This is a genomic window from Bacillus sp. 2D03 (genome assembly GCF_003946765.1).
GTDB lineage: Bacteria > Bacillota > Bacilli > Bacillales > Bacillaceae_G > Bacillus_A > Bacillus_A cereus.
Map to the genome: position 1 here is coordinate 98,255 of NZ_RPSJ01000012.1, position 25,622 is coordinate 123,876.

Here is a 25,622-nt window from a genome sequence, read left to right on the forward strand (position 1 = left end):
CCCGAAATATTTTTTTAATTCTATCAAATATGAAAAGTAAATGATAGATTTATTGTAATGAATCATATATAATCTAAAAATGTAAGCGGTTACTTTAAACTATTTTTCTATAATAAATTCTGAAAACGTGTTAAGCTAGTAGAGGGATTATTAGAACTATTAAGACAATAATCCGCTTACATGAACGATGGGAGGCTTCACGATGTCTAGTAAAACACTTGCGAAATTTTTAGAAGAAAATTTAGAGGATTTAAAATCAAAGGGGCTTTATAACGTAATTGATCCGCTTGAGAGTTCAAATGGACCGATCATTACAATTGGCGGAAAAGAATATATTAACTTATCTTCAAACAACTATCTTGGATTAGCAACAGATAGCCGTTTGCAAGAAGCAGCAATTGGTGCTATTCATAAGTACGGTGTTGGAGCAGGGGCTGTTCGTACAATTAACGGTACTTTAGATTTGCATATTAAGTTAGAAGAAACAATTGCAAAGTTTAAACATACAGAAGCAGCAATTGCTTATCAATCAGGATTTAACTGTAATATGGCAGCGATTTCAGCTGTTATGGATAAAAATGATGCAATTCTTTCAGACGAATTAAACCATGCTTCTATTATTGATGGTAGTCGTCTATCAAAAGCAAAAATTATTGTTTATAAACATTCGGATATGGAAGATTTACGCCAAAAAGCAATTGCGGCGAAAGAATCAGGTCTTTACAATAAATTAATGGTAATTACAGACGGTGTCTTTTCAATGGATGGAGATGTTGCAAAACTACCAGAAATTGTTGAGATTGCAGAAGAGTTAGATTTAATGACATACGTAGATGATGCACACGGTTCAGGTGTACTTGGAAAAGGTGCAGGAACTGTAAAGCACTTCGGTCTTTCTGATAAAGTTGATTTCCAAATTGGTACATTATCAAAAGCAATTGGGGTAATTGGTGGATATGTAGCAGGGAAACAAAATTTAATTGACTGGTTAAAAGTTCGTTCACGTCCATTCTTATTCTCTACAGCATTAACACCAGCTGATGCAGCAGCTTGCATGAGATCAATTGAAATCTTAATGGAAAGCACAGAGTTACACGATCGCTTATGGGAAAATGGTCGCTACTTAAAACAAGGATTAAAAGAACTTGGCTTTAACATTGGGGAAAGTGAAACGCCAATTACACCTTGTATCATTGGGGATGAGGTATTAACACAAGAATTTAGTAAACGTCTAAATGAAGAAGGTGTATACGCAAAATCTATCGTGTTCCCAACTGTAGCAAAAGGAACAGGGCGCGTTCGTAATATGCCTACAGCAGCTCATACGAAAGAAATGTTAGATGAAGCAATTCTTAAGTATGAAAAAGTAGGAAAAGAAATGGGCATCATTTAAGTAACGACATCTTTTGAATAGCTTGCAAATGAGGAGTGGGGAAAATGAAAAAAATTCTAGTAACCGGTTCTTTAGGGCAAATTGGTTCTGAACTAGTAATGAAACTTCGTGATGTATACGGCGCATCAAATGTTATTGCAACAGATATTCGTGAAACAGATAGTGAAGTAGTAACGTCTGGTCCATTTGAAACGTTAGATGTAACAGATGGACAAAAACTATATGATATCACAAAGCGTAATGAAGTAGATACAATTATTCATTTAGCAGCTTTACTTTCAGCAACAGCAGAAAAAAATCCGTTATTTGCATGGAACTTAAATATGGGCGGACTTGTAAATGCATTAGAAGCAGCTCGTGAATTAAACTGTAAATTCTTCACGCCAAGTTCTATCGGCGCATTCGGTCCATCGACGCCAAAAGATAATACACCGCAAGATACAATTCAGCGTCCTACTACGATGTACGGGGTAAACAAAGTGGCAGGAGAATTACTATGTGATTATTATCATCAAAAATTTGGTGTAGATACGCGCGGTGTCCGTTTCCCAGGTTTAATTTCTTACGTAGCTCCTCCAGGAGGCGGAACAACTGATTATGCAGTTGAAATTTATTATGAGGCGATTAAAAAAGGTGCATACACCTCATACATTGCTGAAGGAACGTACATGGACATGATGTATATGCCTGATGCTTTACAAGCGATCATTTCATTAATGGAAGCTGATCCAAGTAAGCTAGTGCATAGAAATGCATTTAACATTACAGCAATGAGCTTCGAGCCAGAGGAAATTGCAGCGTCAATTCGTAAACACATTCCGACGTTTACAATGGATTACGCAGTAGATTCAGCTCGTCAAACAATCGCTGATAGCTGGCCAAACTCTATTGACGCAACTGCAGCAATGAAAGAGTGGGGCTTTAAAGCAGAATACGATTTAGACAAAATGACAACTGACATGCTGGCTAAGTTAAAAAAAAAGCTCGCAGCTGAGTTAGTGATGAATTAATAGGAAGAGTCGATTCTTAGGAATCGGCTCTTCATTATTTTTGGGAGGAGAGAAGTCTTATGCAAAGAGTTGATGTCGTATACGCACTAATACATGACGAGGAAATAGATAAAATATTAATGGTACATAATACAGAACAAAACGTTTGGTCATTGCCAGGTGGGGCTGTGGAAAAAGGTGAAATATTAGAGGAAGCACTAATAAGAGAAGTGAAAGAAGAGACAGGTTTAACTGCTACGTTAGGTGGACTTGTTGCGATCAATGAAAAATTCTTTGAAGAATCAGGGAATCATGCACTGTTTTTTACATTCCGAGCGAATGTAGTAAAAGGGGAACTTATTGCGGAAGATGAAGGTGAAATTTCTGCAATAGAGTGGGTAGATCGAACAATTGCGAATGAGCGCTTCCCATACTATGACGGAGGATTTGAATCTTTATTAGAAGTAGCCATTCCATACAAGTTTCAACCAGAAACAAAGTAATTGAACGAGAAAACAGGAGCCACAAGGCTCCTGTTTTCTATTCAATCGTCTTCAGTAATAGTTTTTTCAGCAATGGTTTAATCTTCAATCGTAAATCTTCAGCATGATTTGCAACTAAGAAGTGATGGTTATAAATGTTTTTCATCAATTGATAAGTTGCTTCTTTCGCTTCGCCTTCTTCGATGAAGATACCGATTACTTCCATACCACTTTTACGCGCGAGTTTAACAGCTTCATGCGTATCTAAAATTCCGTCTTGTTGATAGTCTAGCGCAGAAGGCTCACCGTCTGTGAAGACTAGTAAGAATTTATGTTTCTCAGGTCTTTTGGCAAGTTTTTCAGAAACGATACGAATAATATATCCGTCGCGGTTATCTTCTTCTTCACGAAGTTGCATAATTTCTGGACCAACGTTTGGTAACGTTGAGTTTTTATAATTTACAACTTCATGAATAACGTTCGGCTTATCTTCAGGTTTAGCGCTAGAGGCATCTTCCCAAAATCCGCTAATAGCGTGCGGGATTTTTAAAGACTTTAAAGCTTCATGGAATAGTACAACACTCTTCTTCGTTTCTTCCATTTTGTTATACATAGAACCAGAACAGTCAACTAACAGTTGGAATGCAACATCGAGTTCTTGTGACTCTTGTCCTTTTTTATAAAACATACGTGGTTGTTTTTCGGTATAAATACGAAGGAATTTCTTACGAAGTCTTCCGTAATATTTATCACTATTCGCATTCGTTTTATTTTCAATCGTTTTTTCGATAATTTTCTTTAATTCTTTTACATCTTTATTGACGACTGATTTGATAGCTTGGTAATCTTTTTTCTCATCTGAGTTTGCTTTGCGAGCTTCTTTAAATGTATGAGAAGCACCTACATTATACTTACCGTATGCACCGTCGTGCTGGCTAGAAGCGTGTGAAGCCCTTGCTTCTTCTGTATCAGCGCCATCAAAGTTGGATTGTGTACTTTTTTGAGAAGTACCTTGTACAGAACCAAGTGCTTGGTCGCCATCTTCTGATTCGCGAGCAGTATCGCCCATCATGTTTGTTTTTGTTCCGCTTTCTAATTCAAAGCGTAAAAAGTTCTCGTTTTCGTTATTTTTATTTTCACGATGCCATGTGGAGAAACTTTCATCCATTTTGTTTTTATTTTCATCGTCATCTATAAGCTGCGTATCATCATTTGCTAAATCTTCGACGCGACAGTTCTTTTCGTCTGCAAGGACAGATAAGTAAAGTGGAGCATGTCCGAAATAGTTGTTAAGCATATCACTTTCAAGAAGCGCCTCTAAGCGATAGCGAATTTTCTCAACGATATACATAATATCTTCTGTATTACGTGCTTGGAATGTTTCATGTAAAATCGCTTCAATTTGCTCAAAATATTCATTATTAAACATTTCGTATTTATCGCTCGTTAATGAAAGATAGCATAGGCAAAATAGACGATCACCGTGATAATTACGAACGCGGTTTATTTCATTTTGAGAGCCGAAATAGTTGCGGTACATTTCTTTTCGACGTTTAAAAACATGCTTCGTGCCAGGACGTAAGTTCTTTACGATTTCCTCAACGCGTAAATCTTCTAATAGAACAAATAATTGTGTTAAAAACTTTTTTAGGGGCGATTCTTGCAATTCAATCGCATAAGAACGAATTAAAGTCATGTCCGAGTAATGTTTATTACCAAGTGCTTTTAAGAACACTTCGCTTTTTAATCCGATTACTGTATCTTCTTCTTTTCGATCATCCCAAAAGTGACTAATGACAACTTTCTTTTCAATTTCGTCGTAGTATGCTTTATAGCCATATTCAAGATAGGCATCGTCTTCTTTTAGAAGGGCATACATTAAGTTTTCCATTTGTAGAAACAGCGACGCATCAATTTTTTTGTCACTAAAAATTTGTCTCATAAATTATCCCTCAAAGAAATAACTTTCTGCTAATTCACGGACAGTCATTTGTTCTGTTTCATCATTAAGTTTTGCAATTATGCTTCGTTCAATCGCTCGCATAATAGGAATATATACACCTAAATCACATGCGTCGATAATACCACGAATACTTGCTGCTTCTTCACTTACACGTCCATCGCGAGCTAAAGGCATAAGGTCGCTTGCAAATGCAACAAACTTTTCAATTGTTGCAACATCATTTAATTTTGATTCTGCTAATAATAGTTCTTTTAATGTGTCACCTTGAATGTAAGGAACTTCAATAATAACGAAACGGTTTTTTAACGCTTCATTTAGTTCACTTGTTCCAACGTAACCTTCGTTAATCGCAGCAATTACACGGTATTCGTCATCACCGTATACAACCTCTTGTGTAAATGGGTTTGTGATCATTTTACGGTAATCTAATGCGCCGTGAAGTAGCGGTAAAGTTTCAGGTTTTGCCATATTGATTTCGTCAATATATAGGAAGTGACCGTTCTTCATTGCTTTCATAAGAGGACCGTTAACGAATGAAACTTCAGATGCACCATCTTTCGTTTGTAGTGTGTTGTATCCTAAGATACCCTCTACATCTAAGTCGACAGAGCAGTTAATGCTATGCATTGGTTTTTGGAATAAAGAAGAAAGAGTTTCCGCTAGTACTGTTTTACCACTACCAGTCGGTCCTTTTAATAGAATGTTCTTGCCAAGAAGAAGTGCTGTAATCGCATCTTCAATAATGCTATTATCAGACGCTTTATATATTTTCGTTCCGATTAAATGTGCATTTTCACCAGCTTCTTGTTTATTCTTTTCATGAATCGTAGAAAGCTGTTGTTTTAAATCAGCATGTATATGAAATTGTTCTAACATGTATTTCCCACCTAACATTATTTTCATAAAGTAATACATCTTATGATAACTTGTTTTAATATGGTATGCAAAGAAAAGGAAGGAGGATAAAGGGAAAAGAAAAAGCAATCAAGATAAAGTTGATTGCCTACAGTAAAGGAGAAATGAGCCTCATGAAAGACTCCAATATGCGTTTTTTTATACTTCTTTTTTGGAAAGAGTTCCATTTAATTTCAGTTGAATGTTTAAAATCTTCTTCGAAATCACATTTAATATCGTGAACTGTTTTTGATTCATAAAGTACGCTAATAATTTCGTAATTCAATTCAAAGCTACGTACATCCATGTTCGCTGTTCCGATAGTTGCAATTGTATCATCAACGAGTACAATTTTTGCATGCATAAAACCATCTTTATAACTGTAAATAGAAGCACCAGCTTTTAAAAGCGGAGTGAAATAGGATTGAGATGCTTGATCGCTAATGATGCTATCACTTTTACCTGGATATAAAATCCGTACATCTATTCCGGCAATTGCACTTAAGCGTAATAATGTTAAAGTTTCTTGATCTGGAATAAAGTAAGGGGTAGCGATCCAAATGGATTTTTTTGCAGAGCCCATAACAGCTAATAATGTATTACGAATACTTTTATCATCGGAGCTTGGTCCGCTTGCTACGATTTGAACAGCACCTTCTGCATTTGAAATTTCTTTACCTGGGAAGTATTGTCTATTCATGAATTGATCCCAGGAATAGGTATTTAAACCACTAGAGGCATAGAGCCAGTCTTCTAGAAAGATTGCTTGTAATTTATATAATGCTTTTCCTTCTATTTTTAAATGACTATCACGCCAAACGGGAAATTTCTTTGAACGGCCAAGATATTCATCACCGACGTTGAGTCCTCCGGTAAAACCAATTTCTCCATCTACAATAACGATTTTTCGATGGTTACGATAATTGACAGTTTCAAGTAACCAAGCTGAAAAAATAGGGTCAAATTCTACAATTTCAATCCCAGCTTCTTTCATAGGTTGCAAAAATCGTCTTCTTAACGTATTACTTCCAAGGCCATCATAAAGGAAGCGTACAATAACACCATCTTTTGCTTTTTGTATTAAAGCATCTCGAACTTTTGTACCAATTTCATCAGATTTATAAATGTAGTATTGAATATGTATATGATGCTTTGCCTGCTCTATAGCTCGCAAAATTTCTGAAAATGTTTGATCTCCGTTTGTTAAAAGTTTTGTAGTTGTTTTATCTGCGGCAGGACCACCTCCAAATTTTTGTATGACTTCTGTTAAATGTATGGAACGTTCATTTAGTGGGACTGTGAGTAATAACTCTAGTCTTCTTCCTTCTAATATTTCACGGAATAATTTTCTTTGTTCTTCTGAACGATGGAGATGTTTTTTTCTTCTCCAGCGGCTGCGTCCGAAAATAGCGTATAAAAGCACACCTATAATAGGAAGAAGTGCTAATACTAAAAACCATGCTAACGTACTTTGTGGAGATCTATTTTCTATAAAAATAACGAATGAAATTCCGACGATTGTGATGGACCATAGAGCACCGACAAATGTATATAACGAAATATACGATGTATTTAATAGGAACAGAACGATAGATACGATTGTAAATATTAATAGTAATTGAACGATAGGCTTTTTCATTTCTATATAATTCCCCTAATCTTTTTTCAATATAGACTTCTTAAATAGAAGATGTAATATGACATCTTTATTATAAGGTGTTTTGCTTTTTTTACAAAATATAGACATATCACCTATACTTTCCGCATTTGTCCTACATACAGTGTACTATCCCATTTTTTATCTCACTCTTAACGCATATGAAAATGAAAAAATCGAAAAGGAGCGGAGAAACATGAATTATATAGAAAACAATGGATTGTACTATCGGAATCATCATCATGGAGGACACAATCATGGTGGGCACAATCATAACGGTGGACATCATCACCATGGAGGACACAATCACTATGATCACCATCATCATCACGGAGGCGGATGGGGCTGGGGTGGTGGTAGTTCATGGGGAGGTGGATTTTTCCCTGGAAGCTTTGCAGGAGGAGTGTTAGGCGGACTGACAGCTGGTGCATTAACAGGTGCAACAAGTGGAGGATATTATCCAGCTCCATATCCAGTAGCTTATCCATCGCCATACCCTGTAACGTATCCAATGCCATACCCAGGTTATCAGCAAATACCATATTCGTATTAAATAAAAAAAGAGGCTATCCTCTTTTTTAGTTTAATACAGTATTTATTTATAAAATAATTCCAAAGTTAAGGTAGAAATATGTTAATATTTTGTTATTGTAATTCAAAAACATACACATTAATGTAGATTTTCATATTATTATTCGTGAATAGTTATGTAGTATGATCTAATTTCTATTTCGTTATTAAAAACAAAGAGATCAGATATGAGTGGTATTAGTTGGAAACAAGGCTTGCATAGAGCTACTTAAAAGGATTGCGGTATAATAAGGCGCGAAGTAATTAGAGATATGGGAAGCTACCAGTTATAATTGAAACGGTATAATATTGCTTTTTATTACAAATAATATTATGTTATTTTAATCGGTTTATTTAAAAAGATAATTTATGTAAAGGGCTAGTATTAGAAAATGAAATATCTCTATTTCTATGAAGAGAAACAGGTTGTGTTTTAGTCAGATAGAAGCAAGGAGAGATGCGCATGCTAGAACAGAGAGGTCATGCATTATATGACTCTTCGTTGCGAGATTTAAAGTTAGCATTAGATGAGTCTTCAATTGTTGCAATTACAGACCGAGAAGGTCTTATTACATATGTAAATGATAAATTTTGTGAAATCTCTAAATACAAAAGGGAAGAATTAATTGGAAAAGATCACCGTATTTTAAATTCAGGTCATCATCCGAAAACCTTTTTTCAAAACTTATGGAAACGTATTTTGAATGGGAAAGTATGGACAGGTGAGATTCGGAATCGAGCGAAAGATGGTACATATTATTGGGTCAAAACAACAATTGTTCCATTTTTAAATGAAAAAGGAGAGCCATACCAGTTTATCGCAATACGAAATGATATTAGTAGTAGAAAAGAAGCGGAACAGAGGTTGCGGCTAAGTGAAAGTCGTTATAGGGAACTTGCCTATCATGATGCTTTAACGAGTTTGCCGAACCGTTTGCAATTAATAACGACCGTTAATAAATTGATTGCAGATAAAAAAGAATTTGGTATGATTTACTTTGATTTGGACCGTTTTAAATTAGTAAATGATACGTTAGGTCATATGATAGGGGACTTACTTTTAAGCGAAGTCGCTTCAAGGTTGCATTATGTACTAGGAGAGAAAGATGTTCTGGCTAGGCTAGGTGGCGACGAATTTGTGCTGTTAACAAAAAATCATAGACAAGATGATATGAGGCAGTTAGCGACATCTGTGTTGTCATGTTTCCAGGCACCATTTATTCTTGAAGGCCATGAAGTATATATTTCAGCTAGTCTAGGACTTTGTTCTTATCCACAAGACGGACAAGACGTGGAAACATTATTGAAAAACTCCGACTTAGCTATGTATAGTGCAAAAGAACAGGGGAGAAATGCTGCATGTTTCTTTACGGATGAGCTACGCGCGAAAATAAATCGTAGAATGAAAGTTGAGTTTGCTTTGCAAAAGGCAATTCGTGATGAAGAGTTAGATGTAGTATTGCAGCCTATTATTGATTTGAAAACGAAGAGATATTCTGGTATAGAAGCTCTAGTACGCTGTATGACAGAAGACGGACCTATTTCACCAAACGAATTTATCCCGGTAGCTGAAGAGTCTGGACTTATTATAAAGCTAGGAGACTGGGTATTAGAAAAATCGTGCCGATTGTTTAAAACATTGCCAAATTATCAAGAAGGACTAAAGTTATCAGTGAATTTATCTATACAACAATTAATGCAGAAACGTTTTATTTTCTCTGTACGTAGCATTTTAAAGAGAACGGGTTTTCCTCCGAACCGTTTAATATTAGAAATAACGGAAAGCATAGCAGTCCGCCATTTTGATTATATTATTGCTACATTACAAGAATTAAGAAATATGGGTGTGTTAATTGCTTTGGATGATTTCGGAACTGGCTATTCTTCCTTATATTATTTAAAACAACTACCACTGGATATTGTAAAAATTGATCGTAATTTTATTCGTGAATTTCATTATGATCACGCACAACCAGAACGAACGATTGTAAAATCCGTTATTGAAATTGCTCATAGTTTAAATTTAGCAGTAGTTGCTGAAGGAGTAGAAACAGTAGAGCAAGAGAGTTTGTTACAATCAATGAGCTGTGATTATGTACAGGGATTTTATTATGCGAAACCTTTATCTGTAGGAGAGCTAAAAGAAAAGTTAATTACAGATTTTTAATAAAAAAGAGAAGCCAGCAGCTTCTCTTTATTTAATCCGTTTTTTGTGAGTCTTTCATTAGTACTGGATAAAGAACAAGACCTAATATAAACAATCCAATTCCTAAGAAGAACGTTTTTAAATCAGCAGTTCCCGTTTTGATAACCCAAATGGAGTATACCAATGCCAATGTAGTGATAATTCCATCTTTTACTCGAGATCCTGGTAGTATATCATACGTTTCTCCTGTAATAACTAATTTTAATTGGTACAAGGTAGAAACAAGGTATGGAATTAAATAGGCTAATGTTGCTACGACGATAGCGAAACTATATGCTTCTGAAACAGTACCAGAAATCGTTGAAAATAAGAAAATTTGCGTCATTACATTTGTAATCAATAATGATTTTGAAGGACTACCTTTTTTATTTGTTTTCCCGAAAAACTTAGGAAAAAGTCCATTCTTTGCTGCCTGGTAAGGTACTTCTGAACTAACAACGATCCAGCCAACTGTAGATCCAAATAAAGATATAAGAGCGAGTAAGGCCATTATATACGCGCCTTTATTTCCAATTGCTAAATTTAATGCATCTACTAACGGTTTTTGAGACTCCTTTAAAGCATCTTGCGGAAGAGCTCCCATTGTAAGTAAAGTAATTGACATGTAAATAAGAAGAGCGATAATTAATCCGAAAATCGTAGCTTTTTTTACATCGCGCTGTGATTTTGCACGGTTAGAAAGCATAACCGCTGATTCAATACCGATAAACGCCCAAAGTGTTGCAATAGCAGCTGAATTGATTTGGCCACCTAACGAGATAGATTGTCCTGCTTCATTCATAAAGGTTTGACCGTCTCCGAAATTAGAAGCATTGAAAATGAATAATGTAATTACAATAAACATTGTAAATCCGATAATTTTTGCAATAGTAGCAAGTAGATTCATATTTCCAGCTCGATCAATATTTTGAGAAAGAATATATTGAATTCCCCATAGCATAAGGCTACATACAAGGAAAGTTAACCCTTTTCCGAGTTCTAGTGAAAATCCGTTTATTGAAAAAAGAATTTGCTTACTTTGTAAAACTGGAAAGAATGTTGATAAATATCCAGCAAAGGAAATAATAACAGATGCTGTTGCAGCCCAGTTAGCAGCCCAATATCCCCATGCCATACTATATCCTGCAACTTTACCAGCTTTTTTTGAAGGAAACATCGCTTGAGCATAGCTTTGTGGTCCAGCTTTTAATTCTGGTTTACGAATCGCTAAATTTCCAAATACAAGTGCAATCATAAATACGCCAAGGCCTGTAATACTCCATGCGAGTGTAGAACCCATTGGACCTGATACTTGTGCTAAATTTGCTGGAAGCATAAATACGCCACCGCCAACCATATTCCCGATAACAAATGCTGTTAAAACCCATAATCCCCATTTTTTCGTTTCCATTTTTGTTAACTCCTTTGTAGTAAGTTTTGCTTAAACATCATTTTTTACTAGCTTTTTGACAATAAAAAAAGAGCCATGTAGATAAAAAAATACCTACATGGCTCTTTCGCCAAAGCGTAGGTACAACGGGAATAACCCTTGTACCTACGCGTAATTTTTCCGCTAGGTTTCAAGGGTTACGTATGATGATGATGTTTTTGTGCAAATGTAACTACAGTTGTTGTATAAGTAAGCATAGTTCTTTGCTCCCTTTCTCCTCTGATTTTGAAGTTAGTATACTACATGTTTTTTTGAATGAAAAGAAAAATATAAAAATTTTTATAAAAATACGTTTTAAAGATTAAATATTTACCTATATTTTTCTTGTAATGGAAAATAAGTGAGAGATTGGCAGAAGAGTGAAGCATGTTATAATATATATAGAATTATAAGGTGACAAGGGGCTATTGTAGATGATGAGTAAGTATGAACAAATTTATACAGAAATCAGTAAATCTATTGATAATAAACAATTAAAAGAGGGATGCAAAATCCCATCAGAAACAGAATTAATGAAGCAGTATGAGGCAAGCCGAGGAACGGTAAGAAAAGCTGTAGATTTACTGCAAGAGCGTGGATATGTGCAAAAAATTCATGGAAAAGGTGTTTTTGTTTTAAAGCGAAAAAATATTGAATTTAATTTTGGTGGTATTGTAAGTTTCCAAGAAGAAAATGAACGTTTAGGACGTCATTGTATTACAGATGTCGTAGAAATGGAGAAAATTGAAGCGACGAAAGACGTAGCAAAGTTATTAAACGTGAAAGAAAAAACAGTGATTGACCATATTAAACGTGTACGAAATATTGATGGAGAAAAAGTAATTTTAGATATAAACCATTTTGTATCGGAATATATTCCAGGGCTAACGAGAGAAATTGCAGCTACATCGATTTATAAATACATTGAGAAAGAGCTTGGGCTACATATTAGTTATTCACAGAGGGTAATTGAAGTACAGCCATGTACAGAGGATGACAGAAAGTATTTAGATTTAAATGGAACAGACTATGTTGTCGTTGTGAAAAACTTTACACATTTGTATGATGGAAGTCAGTTTGAATATACAGAATCACGCCACCGCTTAGATATTTTTCACTTTTCGGATGTGGCACGCAGGAAGTAAAGAGGTGGAACAAAATATTGTTTCATCTCTTTTTTTTATAAAAAAACACAAACTCGTATATATGAGTGTTGACTAACTTATATATACGAGTTAATATGTAATTGTAAACGGTATCAAAAAAAGAAAAGAGGGACGGGAATATGGGGAAAGACTATCGTAAAACAGCAGAGGAAGTGTTGCAGTATATTGGTGGGAAAGACAATATTGAACAAGCTGCACATTGTGTGACGAGGCTCCGTATCGCTTTAAAAGATGAAAGTAAAATAGATAATGATAAATTACAGTCTGTTTCATTAGTGAAAGGAGCGTTTCATAACGCTGGTATATTTCAAGTTGTAATTGGTCCAGGGGATGTAGATCGTGTTTACGCTGAATTGATAACGCTTGCAGGTATGAAAGAATCGACTGTAGCGGACGTAAAAGACTCTGGAAATCAGAAGTTAAATCCAGCTCAAAAGTTTGTAAAAATATTTTCGGATGTATTTATGCCGATATTACCAGCGATCGTAACAGCTGGTTTACTAATGGGTATTAACAATCTATTAGGCGCAAAAGACTTATTTTTTGATGGGAAAAATTTATTAGATGTTTATCCGAACTTAGGCGGGCTTTGGGATTTAATTAATATGATGGCCAATACAGCATTCGTATTCTTACCAGCACTTGTCGGTTGGTCAGCAACGAAGCGTTTTGGTGGTAGTCCAATACTAGGGATTGTTATGGGATTAATGCTTGTGCACCCGGCCTTATTAAACGCTTGGGACTACGGAAAAGCAGCGACTGGTTTAGACGGACAAAAGATTGAGTACTTCAATATTTTAGGACTGTTCCAAATTGAGAAGGTAGGATATCAAGGACAAATTTTACCTGTTTTAGTAGCAGCATTTGTATTAAGTAAAGTGGAAATTTTCTTAAAGAAACATGTACCAAATGCAATTCAATTATTAGTTGTACCAATTACAACAATCGTTGTGACAGGTGTGTTAGCATTAGGAATTATCGGTCCGGTTACACGTCATATTGGAGATTTATTAACAGTAGGATTGGTAGGTGTATATGAAACAGTACCAGTAGTTGGAGCAGTACTATTTGGAGCGTTATATGCACCGCTTGTAATTACAGGTATGCATCATATGTTTATTGCAATTGATTTACAATTGATTGCACAACATGGCGGTACATTTATTTGGCCGATGATTGCTCTTTCTAACATTGCGCAAGGTAGTGCGGCACTTGCGATGTTCTGGATTTCTAAAAATCAAAATGATAAAAGTATGGCATCAACATCAGCCATTTCAGCATACTTCGGTATTACAGAACCAGCGATGTTTGGTGTGAATTTACGAAATAAGTTCCCGTTCTATGCAGCGATTATAGGGTCTGCTGTGGCAGCGATATTCATTACATTAAACGGTATATTAGCACCTGCTATCGGAATTGGGGGATTGCCAGCATTTATTTCTATCATTCCGAAATCGATTCCAATGTTTATTGTCGGAATGATTATTGCAGTTGTAATCCCATTTACTTTAACATGGTTATTTGCAAAAAGAGTCAAACAGAAGTAGGAGGAAGTTAAACATGAAGGATTGGCATAAAAGTGTAGTCTATCAAATTTATCCGAAGAGCTTTAATAGTTATTACAATAGAGAAACCGGTGATATAAAAGGGGTTACAGAGAAACTAGATTATTTAAAAGAACTCGGAGTGGATTATATTTGGTTAACACCGATATACCAATCACCACAAAATGATAATGGATATGATGTAAGTGATTATTACAGCATTGATCCATCTTACGGAACGATGGAAGAGTTTGAAGAACTTTTAGCAGAAGCGAAAGTACGTAACATTGAAATTATGCTTGATATTGTTGTAAATCATAGTTCGACTGAACATAAGTGGTTTAAAGAAGCGAAGGAAGATAAAAATAGTCCATATCGTAATTACTATATTTGGCGTGATGAAAAAAATAATTGGCAGTCTAAGTTTGGTGGATCTGCTTGGAAATATGATGAGAAGACGGAGCAATATTATTTACATCTATTTGATGAAACACAAGCTGATTTAAATTGGGAAAATGAAAAACTTCGTGAAGAAGTATATGATATGATGCGCTTTTGGCTGGATAAAGGGGTAACGGGATTCCGATTAGATGTCATTAATTTAATTTCAAAAGACCAATGCTTCTTAAATGATGAAGGTAATACTGCGACAAGTGATGGACGCAAGTATTATACAGATGGCCCGCGTGTTCATGAATATTTACAAGAGATGAATCGCAATGTTTTTGCAGAAAAAGATGTAATTACAGTTGGAGAAATGTCTTCTACGACAATTGATAATTGTATTAAATATTCAAATCCTAAGCGTAATGAATTAAGTATGACGTTTAGTTTTCATCATTTAAAAGTAGATTATCCCAATGGAGATAAGTGGACAAAAGCGAATTTTGATTTCATTAAATTAAAAGAAATTATGTCTAATTGGCAAATTGAAATGCAAAAGGGCGGAGGATGGAATGCGTTATTTTGGTGTAATCATGACCAGCCTCGCATCGTGTCACGCTTTGGTGATGATGGAAAGTACCGAAACGAATCTGCAAAAATGTTAGCGACAGCTATGCACATGCTGCAAGGAACGCCTTATATTTATCAAGGGGAAGAAATCGGTATGACAAATCCTAAATTTAAGTCCATCGAGCAATATCGTGATGTGGAATCGTTAAATATATACGATATAAAGCTAAAAGAAGGGCTATCACAAGAAGAGATTATAGGGGTTTTAAAGCAAAAATCTCGTGACAACTCTCGTACTCCGATGCAGTGGAATGAAGAGGTGAACAGTGGTTTTACAACAAGTACACCTTGGATTTCAGTGGCTGAAAATTTTAAAGAAATAAACGTAGAGAAGGCATTAGCAGATAAAGAGTCCGTATTTTATCATTATAAAAAGTTAATAGAGCTTAGAAAAACGTATGATGTAATTACAGAAGGAGAATATGCTATTTTGGATAAAAATGATCCTAAAATTTGGGCATATACTCGTACTACAGAAAGTGAAGTACTACTTGTTATAAATAACTTCTATGGAGAAGAAATAACGTACTCTGTACCGGCGCACGTTCAATTAGATGGAATGAAACAAGAGGTACTACTGTCGAATTATAAAGATTCCAGCAAGGATATTACAAAACTTAAATTAAGACCATATGAATCAATTGTGTATCGATATACGAAATAAAAAGGTTGTATGCCCGAGCGGCATACAACCTTTTTATTTTAAGACACCACTATACAAAATATTTACGTCTACTTCAGGTTTGAATTTTACTTTTGCATAATCTTTATTCCAATTTTTTTTCTTCCATAAATCAGGGTGATAAGCGATGAGATGTCTACCAATTCCAAAAGCATCACAATTTGCTTTTTGTAGTTTATTTGTTATTTTTTTCGCTTCTTTCGTAAGTTGCTTTGATAATTCCTTATTTAGTTTTTTTCTGGCTTCCATTTTATAAATATTATCTCTTGGGGCTTCAAGTGCTATTACTTTTAGTTGGAGCTTAATGTGAGCATAAACATTTCCTTTTTTATCCGTTGTTATTTTTAAATCTCGTTTTAACTTTCGATTGCTAATTTCCATTGTTAAATAATCAGATGTCTTCTCAGATTCATCACTAGTAAGTTTTTGGGTTATACGGGCACTTGTTCCCATTTTTCCGGTTAATAATACGAATAAAACAGATTGTTTCAAAGGTAAATGTCCAGTCAATTTATCATTGTTAAATAAAGCTAACCCATTTGTAATTAATTCTTTTCCTTTTATTTTTATAGAAGGGAGTGTAAAGTCTTTACCGGGATCTAACATTTTTGTAGCGGCTGTTTCTAAAGTTTCTTTTGGAAATACACTCATATCTTCTAAACTTTTCACTTTTTTCTGTAGAAAATCTCCAATTAGTAAATTTCCTATTTTCTTTTTTTCGAGTATCTCCGATGTTTCACCATCTACTGCAATAAGTTTTACTAAAGCAGTTGGGTTTGTTGGATCTCGAAAGCTAACATCTAAATAAGGTAGTATACCTTTTTTTAGAATTTTGGTTCCTAGTAATTGAACACCATATTTAAAATAGCGAATATTCCCAGTCACATTTTTTTTTAGGGCATCGCTTGTATCCCTTATGTTATGCCCGGTTGCTGAATGTATTTCATTTTCGAATGAAGATTGCTCTCCACTTGAACTCTTTACGAGTTCAAGCGTTTGCTGAAGCTTATTCTCTTCCGTAACATCATATCCAATGCTATAAGCTAATCTAGCTTCTCTTAATGGTTCTTGATCCCAACAGCCAGAAAGGAGGCAACTAGTACATAATATAAAAAGTAATTTAAATCTTTTTGGAAACATACTGTTCTCCTTTCTTCTTTCTTATTACTGAATAGAGTAGAAATAAAAGAGGGAGAACAACGATGAAAATATAGGTGAACTTATCTGTGAAAGTTGCAATGACTTTTAATTCTTCAGGTGTATCTATAAATAAGGCTACACTAAAAGCAATAATACCAACGATTGGAACAGCCTTTTTATGATTAGCGAGGTTGAATATATGTCCAATTCCTATAGAAGCGGCACAGTAATAACTCGCAATAGAAGCGACAACTGTTATCATCCATATTGGAATGAATAGTAAATCAGTCCGGTCTATAATCCCGATATGTAAGGAGCGTAATAAGTAAGCAACTGGTTCTGGGATAAGTTCAATTTGTTTTGGACTAAATACGATAAAGCAAATCCAAACAGTGAAAGCATAAAAGAGAGTCACAAATCCATTAGCGATAGAAATTGCCTTCAGTTTTTCCACAGAACTCCCATTTACTTTAGGAAATGCGATGAGAAAGATTTCAAAACCATACATAGCTGTAATTGTTTCTTTCGATGCTTGAATAATATTCCACCATCCAGCCTCTGTAATGGGAAAAATATAAGAAAAGTCAGCTCGGGAAAGCCCTAGGGCGATTAAAAGCGCCATAGGTAAAATGAGAATAGAGGTCATGACATAAAATCGTACGATGACTTTAAACGTATTATAAGCTACATAACAACAAGCTATTGTAAATAGCATGAGAATGGCATACCACGGAGTTGCTTGTAATATCCAAACTTTAATGACGTTACAAGCATTCAACATAACCGTCATACCGATAAGGGTAAAATAAAAAATATAAGAAAAGCCCAATAGTTTTCCTAACTTATTACCAAATAGCATACAAACACTTTTATACATATCTGCATCAGGAAATCGTTTTAAGAAAAGCCACATAAGTAAAATAATAAGTTGAATGGCAAGCCCCGCGATGAGCGCAGAAATCCAACCACCACCTTTTGCTATCGGATGAAGCCGGTCAGGTAGAGATAGTATACCGACCCCAATTTGGCATTGAATAACGAAAAAGGTAAATTGAACTAGCGAGATTTTACTTTGCGTGTTTGTCACCGTCCTCATCCTCTCTCGTTACATGTTGGCGTTGCATTTTTTTTGGTTTTGGATCATGTGGTCGTTCCCAAAATGACCAAATTGGTAGTCTTACGAAAGAATCTTTCATATCTTTAATCCGCATCGGGGCAACAGGAGAAAGATATGGTGTATGAAATGAATGAAGCTGACATAAGTGAACGAAAGTTATAATGAGACCGAATGATATGCCTACATATCCAAATATGGCAGCAAGGAGCATTAATGGAAAACGAAGAATTCGAACTGCTGAACTCATATCGTTTGATGGAACGAGAAAAGATGAGATTGCAGTTAAAGCTACTACGATGATCATCGTATAAGAAACGAGCCCAGCTTTTACAATCGCATCACCAATTACTAAACCACCTACAATACCGATTGTTTGTCCAACACGGCTCGGCAAGCGAATACCAGCTTCTCGTAATAACTCGAAAATTAACTCCATTAAGAGAGCTTCAAAAATAGGAGGAAGCGGTACTTTCTCTAACGAAGCTTTAATCGTATACACAAGTTCGAGCGGCAACACATCGGGATGAAATGCGACAGTTGCAATATATAAAGCTGGCAAGAGAAAGGCAATTAAAAAACTTACTAAGCGAATCATTCGGACGAAAGAACCGACAATCCAACGGTTATTATAATCATCTGGTGATTGATAAAAAGCGAATAACGTAACAGGTACGATGAGCGTTGTTGGATCTCCGTCAGATAAAATGGCAACACGTCCTTCCATTAAATTAGCAACAGTTCTATCTGGACGCTCTGTATTTAATTGCTGCGGAAATGGGGAGAAAGACGTATCCTCTATAAATTCTTGTATGTATCCTGGTGACATAAGTGCATCCGTTTTAATCGTTTCTAATCTTCTTTTCACTTCTGTAACTAAATCGTCATTCGCTATATTTTGCATATAAGCAATTGCTACTTTCGTGTGCATTTCTTCACCGATTGTAAAATACTTAACAACTAAATTTGGACTCTTAATGAGTTTACGAATAGAGCTTAAATTAGTTGCTAGATCCTCTACAAAACCAGTATGTGGACCACGCACAATCCCTTCATTATCAGGCTCCGCTATATCTCTCTTTAAAGATAAAGCTGTTTCGAAAATACAAAAACTATCGACGTGTTCATGAAAATATAAGGATTTACCTTGTAATAAAACCTGTACTCCATAATTTAAATTCGTTTCTTTTTTCATATTTAACGTAGAAAAAGCTTTATCTAAAGATAAATCCGACCTCGTTAATAATGGTTCAAGAGCTAATTGATGAATTAAATTTGGATCTGCTAAAGATTCAATATATATGATTGTTCCTTTTCCGTTTTGAAAAGGGAGATCTAATTTTTTTATATCATCAGAATGAGAAAGTTTATTTTCAATGTAATTAATGTTCTCCAGAAGTGATGGAAACATATGCATTTGTTTTTTACTCTCTTGTTGTTCTTTTTTGTCTGTCATAATTTCCACCTCTTTTAAAGTACGATTGTTTCTGTTAATTTTTGTCGTTTGTGAGAAATTTATGCTTGAATTATTTTTTTTAAAAGAGAATTCAAAGTTACGTTACATTGTCTTTTGCGCATTATTCAATTTCATAGCAGTACTTCTAACATTTGTGTCGAATTAAGAAGATATATAGGAGGGATATATATGGAAATAGCTGTAGAACGTGTTTTTACGAAAGAGATTTTAAAAAGAGCAGCGAATTTGTTTCATGTAACAGTGGAAGAAAAGCCACTTGGAGATTTTGAGAATTATATTTTTAAGGCGAAGGGTGATAATGATGAAGATTACGTATTACGTTTAACACATTCTTCTCATCGTTCTAAACAAGAGGTAGAGGCTGAACTAGATTTTTTACGATATGTTGCGGAGAATGGGGCAAAGGTAGCAGGACCTCTTTATTCAACGTCTCGAAATCTCGTAGAAGAAATCGTAGCAGAGGATGGAACGTTCTTTTTCGCTTCTTTATTTACATATGCAAAAGGTGAGCAAGTAAAAGGAGAGGAATCGCCTTATTGGGGAGATGCTTATTTTGAAGCATGGGGAAAAGCGATTGGGCAACTGCATCGCCTTAAAATGGATTATCCTAAAACAGACTACCGTGATACGTGGGAAGAAGACGAAAGTGGAATTGTTAATGAATTAGAAGATGGTCAAGTGAAAAAGATTGCAGCGGTACTAATGGATGAAATTAAGGCCCTTCCAGTTGAAAGAGAAACGTTCGGTCTTATGCACGGTGATATCCATCAAGGTAATTTTCATTATGATGGTAAAGAGCTAACAATCTTTGATTTTGATGATGCAGCTTATAATTACTTTATACATGATTTAGCAATGGTTCTATACTACTCTGTTCTATTTACAACGTGGACAGCAGAAGAGAAGACAGATTTTGCTCGTAAACAGTTACAAGTGTTACGAAAAGGATATGAGTATGAGCACAGGCTGGCGGATAGTTGGTATGAATCGTTACCACTATTTTTACGTTTACGTGATATAGGTTTATATGGAACGCTTCAAAAGAAGTTTAAAGGGAAAGATATGCCTGATAACTTCTTGAAATTATCAGAAGAGCTATACGAAAGAATTATTAAAAGAGAAGCAATTGTGAATATATAATACATTTAGTTCAAAACAAAGTATATAAAACAAATATATACTTTGTTTTTTTATACAAAAATATGTTTATTTTATTAAAATAATATTGTCCTAGATTCAGTATACACTTATAATTTTATATATATTCTGAAAATTCTTTATAAAGAAGGAGGGGGAATGTTGGAAACTTTCGTAAATTGGATAAATAATATTGTTTGGAGTCCAGCACTTGTTTATTTATGTTTAGGAGTAGGTTTATATTTTTCCATTCGAACGAGGTTTTTACAAGTAAGGCACGTAGGAGAAATGGTGAAGCTGACATTTAAAGGAGAAAAATCAGAGGCTGGTGTTTCTTCATTTCAAGCGTTAGCACTTTCATTATCAGGACGCGTTGGGACAGGGAATATCGCTGGGGTAGCAACAGCGGTTGCATTTGGTGGACCAGGAGCTGTATTTTGGATGTGGGCAGTAGCCTTTTTAGGGGCAGGATCAGCTTATGTAGAATCAACACTCGCGCAAATATATAAGACGAAACATCAAGGGCAGTTTCGTGGTGGACCTGCTTATTACATCGAAAAAGGTTTAGGTGTAAAATGGTATGCATTAGTATTCGTTGCAGCGACAATTATTGCAACGGGGCTTTTATTGCCAGGTGTGCAAGCAAATAGTATTGCTGTAAGTTTAGAGACAGCTTTTGGAATTAACACTACATTATCAGGGGCTTTATTAGTTGTTGTATTAGCTATTATCATCTTCGGTGGAGTAAAGCGAATCGTTAACGTTGCACAAGTTGTCGTACCGTTTATGGCAGTTGGTTATATTTTAGTAGCTTGCGTTATTGTTGCTATGAATATTGAAAAATTGCCAGAAGCATTTATGTTAATTATAAGAAGTGCTTTTGCATTAGAGGCGGCTTTCGGTGGTATTATCGGTTTAGCAATTTCTTGGGGAGTAAAACGTGGTATTTATTCCAATGAAGCAGGGCAAGGAACTGGGCCACATGCAGCAGCAGCTGCTGAAGTATCACATCCAGCTAAGCAAGGCTTAGTGCAAGCATTTTCCGTTTACATTGATACATTATTTGTTTGTTCAGCAACAGCATTTATGATGATTATTACAGGCATGTATAACGTATTTGATGCGAGCGGAAAAAACTTTATCGTAAATAAATTAAACGGTGCTCAGCCAGGACCGGGGTATACACAGGCGGCAGTAGAATCTGTTTTCCCTGGATTTGGAAACGGTTTCGTTGCAATCTCGTTATTATTCTTCGCGTTTACAACAATTATGGCGTATTACTACATTGCAGAAACGAATATTGCGTACTTAAATCGTGATAAAGACCGTCCTTGGATGTCTATGCTACTAAAGTTTGTATTTTTAGGAGCTGTATTCTATGGATGTATAAAAACAGCAGCAACGGCTTGGGCTTTAGGCGACATTGGGGTAGGAATTATGGCATGGGTAAATATTATTGCGATTTTACTATTACAAAAACCTGCATTAGTCGCATTAAAGGATTATGAAAAACAGAAAAAAGAAGGAAAAGATCCAGTATTCGATCCAGGGCCATTAGGAATTAAAAATGCTGATTTTTGGGAGCATGAATACGGGAAAGATAAGAAAGAAGAAGTATCTTAACAGAATAGAAATGAAGAAGCAAAGGGGAAACTCTTTGCTTTTTTTTATGGACAAATTGAAGCTAGAAGTTATTTTTGGGACTATTTTTGAATATAAAAAGAATGTACATGCATTGTTAGGGGAAGGGGGAGTATGTTGATAGAATTTCGTAATGTAAATAAATATTATGGTAACTTTCAAGTTTTGAAAAATATTAATGTGCAAGTGAAAAAAGGTGAAGTGGTGGTAGTTGTCGGGCCTTCAGGATCAGGAAAAAGTACATTGCTTCGATGTATAAATCAATTAGAGGCAATTACAGATGGAGAATTAATTGTACAAAATACAGAGGTACACAATAAAAAAACGGACATGAATGAATTGCGGCGAAATATTGGGATGGTCTTTCAACATTTTTATTTATACCCACATAAAACAGTTCTGCAAAATATTACATTAGCACCAATTAAAGTAAATAAAGTTTCCAAAGAAGAAGCAGAGAAAACAGCAATGCTTTATTTAGAGAAAGTAGGAATCCCAGAGAAGGCTAACGTATATCCACATCAATTATCCGGAGGACAACAACAAAGGGTAGCAATTGCTAGAGGACTTGCGATGCAGCCGGAAATTATGCTATTCGATGAGCCTACGTCTGCTCTTGATCCAGAGATGATTGGAGAGGTACTTGATGTTATGAAGGCGCTGGCTAAAGAAGGGATGACGATGGTCGTTGTCACGCATGAAATGGGATTTGCGCGAGAAGTAGCAGATCGGATTTTATTTATGGATGATGGTCAAATTATTGAAGATACAACACCGGCGCAATTTTTTGCAAACCCTGAACAAGAAAGAGCTCGTTTATTTTTAAGTCGGGTGCTAAATCATTAGAGGAGGAATTTTATGCTTAAAATGAAAAAATTATTTACTTTAATCGTATTTTCATGTTTATTCGTGCTTGTTGTTGCTGGATGCGGAAGTAAGAAAGATGAGGCAAAGGAAACAAATACGAAGCAAGGCGGGGCTGTTGAGAAAATTAAGAAACGAGGGAAATTAGTAGTTGGGGTGAAGAATGATACGAATTTATTTGGATTAAAAAATCCTTCAACAGGGCAGGTAGAAGGATTCGATGTTGATGTCGCGAAGGCACTTGCGAAAAAGATTCTTGGAGATGAAAAGAAGCTAGAACTGAAAGAAGTAACGTCTAAAACACGTATTCCAATGCTGAAAAATGGTGATATTGATGCAATTATTGCAACAATGACAATTACGGAAGAACGCAAAAAAGAAGTGGATTTTTCAGATGTATATTTTAAAGCAGGACAATCGTTACTTGTGAAAAAAGGAAGCAATATTAAGAGTGTCGATGATATAAAACAAGGCGTTAAAGTATTAGCTGTAAAAGGGTCAACATCTACAAATAACATTCGTCAAAAGTCACCAGAAGCGACTGTATTAGAGTTTGAAAATTATAGTGAGGCATTTACAGCGTTAAAGGCAGGTAAAGGTGATGTGTTAACGACAGATAATGCGATCCTTTACGGAATGGCAAAACAAGATTCTAATTATGAAGTAGTAGGAAAAATTTTCACAGATGAACCGTATGGAATTGCAGTGCAAAAAGGGGCAGATGATTTAACGAAAGAGATTAATACTTTAATTAAAGACATGAAAGCAAGCGGGGAGTATGACAAATTATATGAGAAGTGGATTGGACAAAAACCAGAAAAGTAGATAGTAAAAGTGAGAGGATGAGAGTGCTCATCCTCTTCTTGTAAAGAAAGAGGGGAGAATATGTGCCTGATTTTTCTATATTAACGAATAACATTGATATGTATTTAGAAGGATTTAAATATACAGTTATGTCTAGTGTAATTGCATTGATAGGCAGTTTTATTTTAGGAGTAATTTTGGCAGTAATGCGTATTGCACCTATTCGTATTTTAAATTGGATAGGATCAGCTTTTGTGGAGTTTGTAAGAAATATTCCACTCGTATTAATTGCATTTATATTCTATTTTGCTTTACCTGTAATAGGAATTACTTTAAATGGTTTTGTAGCAGGAACAGTTACGCTTACGGTATATACGGCAGCTTTTATTGCAGAAGTAATTCGCGCTGGTATTTTATCAGTTGCGAAAGGGCAAATGGAAGCTGCCCGCTCTTCAGGGCTAACGTATGTGCAGGCGATGTATTATGTTGTCTTACCACAAGCTGTGAAAATTGTAATTCCCCCTTTAGGAAACCAGTTTCTCAATTTAGTTAAAAACTCTTCAATACTTGGAATCATTGCTGGTTCTGATTTAATGTATCAAGGAGATTTAATTTCAACGAAGACGTTTGTTACGTTTGATGTTTATATATTTGTCGGGATGTTTTATTTAATATTAACAATTCCGCTCAGTATGCTAGTGCGTTATTTAGAAAAACGCTTGGCAAAGGAGGCGGTGTAAATGGATTTCAAGGGAGCAATTACAGGGGATCATATTCTATTTTTATTAAAAGGATTACTGATAACATTAGAGGTAGCGCTCATAGCAATTGTACTTAGTTTTATTATTGGAAGTGTAATCGGTATATTGCGCTACACGAAAATACCTGTCGTCTCACAAGTATTAGGAGTTATAGTTGAAGTGATTCGAAACTTACCACTACTGTTAATTATATTTTTCACGTATTTTGCACTTCCAGAAGCAGGCTTGAAATTAGAAATTATAACAGCTGCAATTGTTGCTTTAACAATATTTGAGGCAGCAATGATATCTGAAATTGTTAGAAGTGGTTTATTGTCTATTGAAAAAGGGCAGGTTGAAGCCGCAAGATCTTCGGGATTAACTTATGTGCAAGCGCTTTGGCATATTATTTTGCCACAAGCATTAAGGAGAATGGTTCCACCGCTTGTCAGTCAATTTATTTCATTGCTGAAGGATACGTCGCTAGCGGTTGTTATATCACTCCCTGAGCTTATGCATAATGCTCAAATTATTAGCGGGCAAAATGTGAATTACATGATTCCAACATTTATATTAGTAGCTTGTATGTACTTTATCGTAAATTATAGTTTATCAATTTTATCGAGAAGATTAGAACTTCGTTGACTCTTACAATATATGTAAGGGTTTTTTCCTTGTTTCTCCTTATTTTCCTCTAAATAGAATCTAAATCTTGCAATAATTCGATTTTTATATTA

Annotated in this window: 21 protein-coding genes; 14 read left to right on the plus strand and 7 right to left on the minus strand. The window is 35.2% G+C overall.

Annotation, left to right across the window (positions count from 1 at the left end):
- Window positions 1–202 precede the first annotated feature (202 nt).
- Genes EBQ15_RS23705 through EBQ15_RS23715 form a run of 3 tightly spaced genes read left to right on the plus strand, consistent with a single transcriptional unit; the run spans window position 203 to window position 2,885 of the window.
- Complete coding sequence (locus tag EBQ15_RS23705) at window positions 203–1,393, plus strand: glycine C-acetyltransferase (RefSeq protein WP_000095905.1); 1,191 nt, start codon at window positions 203–205, stop codon at window positions 1,391–1,393.
- A 44-nt stretch (window positions 1,394–1,437) separates the two neighbouring features.
- The gene (locus tag EBQ15_RS23710) at window positions 1,438–2,403 is read left to right on the plus strand and encodes an L-threonine 3-dehydrogenase (protein WP_000723155.1); all 966 of its coding nucleotides are present in this window, start codon (window positions 1,438–1,440) and stop codon (window positions 2,401–2,403) included.
- Between the two features lie 59 nt (window positions 2,404–2,462).
- A complete protein-coding gene (locus tag EBQ15_RS23715) occupies window positions 2,463–2,885 on the plus strand; it encodes an NUDIX hydrolase (protein ID WP_001189928.1) in 423 nt (140 codons plus the stop codon).
- A gap of 37 nt (window positions 2,886–2,922) precedes the next feature.
- On the opposite strand, the gene EBQ15_RS23720 is transcribed toward EBQ15_RS23715, so the two are convergent.
- The 3 genes from EBQ15_RS23720 to EBQ15_RS23730 form a co-directional block, all read right to left on the minus strand.
- Window positions 2,923–4,806 carry a vWA domain-containing protein gene (locus EBQ15_RS23720; RefSeq protein WP_001248850.1) on the minus strand — a complete coding sequence of 628 codons (1,884 nt, stop codon included), beginning with the start codon at window positions 4,804–4,806 and terminating at the stop codon, window positions 2,923–2,925.
- 3 nt (window positions 4,807–4,809) lie between these two features.
- Window positions 4,810–5,703 carry an ATP-binding protein gene (locus tag EBQ15_RS23725; RefSeq protein WP_000892972.1) on the minus strand — a complete coding sequence of 298 codons (894 nt, stop codon included), beginning with the start codon at window positions 5,701–5,703 and terminating at the stop codon, window positions 4,810–4,812.
- A 127-nt stretch (window positions 5,704–5,830) separates the two neighbouring features.
- On the minus strand, window positions 5,831–7,360 hold the full coding sequence (locus EBQ15_RS23730) for a cardiolipin synthase (protein WP_000743029.1): 1,530 nt from the start codon (window positions 7,358–7,360) through the stop codon (window positions 5,831–5,833).
- A gap of 214 nt (window positions 7,361–7,574) precedes the next feature.
- On the opposite strand from EBQ15_RS23730, the gene EBQ15_RS23735 reads away from it, so the two are divergent.
- Together EBQ15_RS23735 and EBQ15_RS23740 are read left to right on the plus strand one after the other, a co-directional pair.
- Window positions 7,575–7,931, plus strand: a complete 357-nt coding sequence (locus EBQ15_RS23735) for a hypothetical protein (protein WP_001106406.1) — start codon at window positions 7,575–7,577, stop codon at window positions 7,929–7,931.
- A 480-nt stretch (window positions 7,932–8,411) separates the two neighbouring features.
- Window positions 8,412–10,115 (plus strand): putative bifunctional diguanylate cyclase/phosphodiesterase, encoded by a 1,704-nt coding sequence (locus EBQ15_RS23740; RefSeq protein ID WP_000893342.1) that lies wholly within the window; start codon window positions 8,412–8,414, stop codon window positions 10,113–10,115.
- A 31-nt stretch (window positions 10,116–10,146) separates the two neighbouring features.
- Here the strand turns inward: EBQ15_RS23740 and EBQ15_RS23745 are convergent, their stop codons facing one another.
- On the minus strand, window positions 10,147–11,544 hold the full coding sequence (locus EBQ15_RS23745; RefSeq protein WP_000448448.1) for an amino acid permease: 1,398 nt from the start codon (window positions 11,542–11,544) through the stop codon (window positions 10,147–10,149).
- Window positions 11,545–11,996: 452 nt separating this feature from the next.
- On the opposite strand from EBQ15_RS23745, the gene treR reads away from it, so the two are divergent.
- From treR to treC, 3 genes are all read left to right on the plus strand, one after another.
- Window positions 11,997–12,707, plus strand: a complete 711-nt coding sequence (gene treR / locus EBQ15_RS23750; protein WP_000987236.1) for a trehalose operon repressor — start codon at window positions 11,997–11,999, stop codon at window positions 12,705–12,707.
- 140 nt (window positions 12,708–12,847) lie between these two features.
- Window positions 12,848–14,275, plus strand: coding sequence for a PTS system trehalose-specific EIIBC component (gene treP, locus EBQ15_RS23755; protein ID WP_000513941.1), 1,428 nt, complete (start codon window positions 12,848–12,850; stop codon window positions 14,273–14,275).
- A gap of 13 nt (window positions 14,276–14,288) precedes the next feature.
- Window positions 14,289–15,950 carry an alpha,alpha-phosphotrehalase gene (gene treC, locus EBQ15_RS23760; protein WP_000656137.1) on the plus strand — a complete coding sequence of 554 codons (1,662 nt, stop codon included), beginning with the start codon at window positions 14,289–14,291 and terminating at the stop codon, window positions 15,948–15,950.
- A 33-nt stretch (window positions 15,951–15,983) separates the two neighbouring features.
- Here treC and gerKC read toward each other — a convergent pair whose 3' ends face one another.
- From gerKC to gerKA, 3 genes are read right to left on the minus strand one after another with little or no spacing between them, the layout of a single operon-like run.
- Complete coding sequence (gerKC, locus tag EBQ15_RS23765) at window positions 15,984–17,108, minus strand: spore germination protein GerKC (RefSeq protein ID WP_000484123.1); 1,125 nt, start codon at window positions 17,106–17,108, stop codon at window positions 15,984–15,986.
- Window positions 17,089–18,195, minus strand: a complete 1,107-nt coding sequence (locus EBQ15_RS23770) for a GerAB/ArcD/ProY family transporter (protein WP_000185766.1) — start codon at window positions 18,193–18,195, stop codon at window positions 17,089–17,091. Before EBQ15_RS23770 ends, gerKC begins: the two co-directional genes overlap by 20 nt.
- The gene (gene gerKA, locus EBQ15_RS23775; RefSeq protein ID WP_000130114.1) at window positions 18,176–19,678 is read right to left on the minus strand and encodes a spore germination protein GerKA; all 1,503 of its coding nucleotides are present in this window, start codon (window positions 19,676–19,678) and stop codon (window positions 18,176–18,178) included. The genes EBQ15_RS23770 and gerKA overlap by 20 nt, the downstream gene beginning before the upstream one ends.
- Window positions 19,679–19,867: 189 nt before the next feature.
- Here gerKA and EBQ15_RS23780 point away from each other — a divergent pair, with 189 nt between their 5' ends.
- The 6 genes from EBQ15_RS23780 to EBQ15_RS23810 all read left to right on the plus strand — a co-directional run bounded on the left by EBQ15_RS23780 (window position 19,868) and on the right by EBQ15_RS23810 (window position 25,530).
- Entirely contained in the window at window positions 19,868–20,839 is a 972-nt protein-coding gene (locus tag EBQ15_RS23780) for a phosphotransferase enzyme family protein (RefSeq protein WP_000401647.1), read from the plus strand.
- 159 nt (window positions 20,840–20,998) lie between these two features.
- Window positions 20,999–22,459, plus strand: a complete 1,461-nt coding sequence (locus tag EBQ15_RS23785) for an alanine/glycine:cation symporter family protein (RefSeq protein WP_000447395.1) — start codon at window positions 20,999–21,001, stop codon at window positions 22,457–22,459.
- 132 nt (window positions 22,460–22,591) lie between these two features.
- Complete coding sequence (locus EBQ15_RS23795; protein WP_001999062.1) at window positions 22,592–23,323, plus strand: amino acid ABC transporter ATP-binding protein; 732 nt, start codon at window positions 22,592–22,594, stop codon at window positions 23,321–23,323.
- Between the two features lie 12 nt (window positions 23,324–23,335).
- Entirely contained in the window at window positions 23,336–24,166 is an 831-nt protein-coding gene (gene glnH / locus EBQ15_RS23800; RefSeq protein WP_000916473.1) for a glutamine ABC transporter substrate-binding protein GlnH, read from the plus strand.
- 62 nt (window positions 24,167–24,228) lie between these two features.
- Window positions 24,229–24,885 carry an amino acid ABC transporter permease gene (locus EBQ15_RS23805; RefSeq protein WP_001112669.1) on the plus strand — a complete coding sequence of 219 codons (657 nt, stop codon included), beginning with the start codon at window positions 24,229–24,231 and terminating at the stop codon, window positions 24,883–24,885.
- Entirely contained in the window at window positions 24,886–25,530 is a 645-nt protein-coding gene (locus EBQ15_RS23810; RefSeq protein WP_000345958.1) for an amino acid ABC transporter permease, read from the plus strand.
- The last annotated feature ends 92 nt before the right edge of the window (window positions 25,531–25,622 follow it).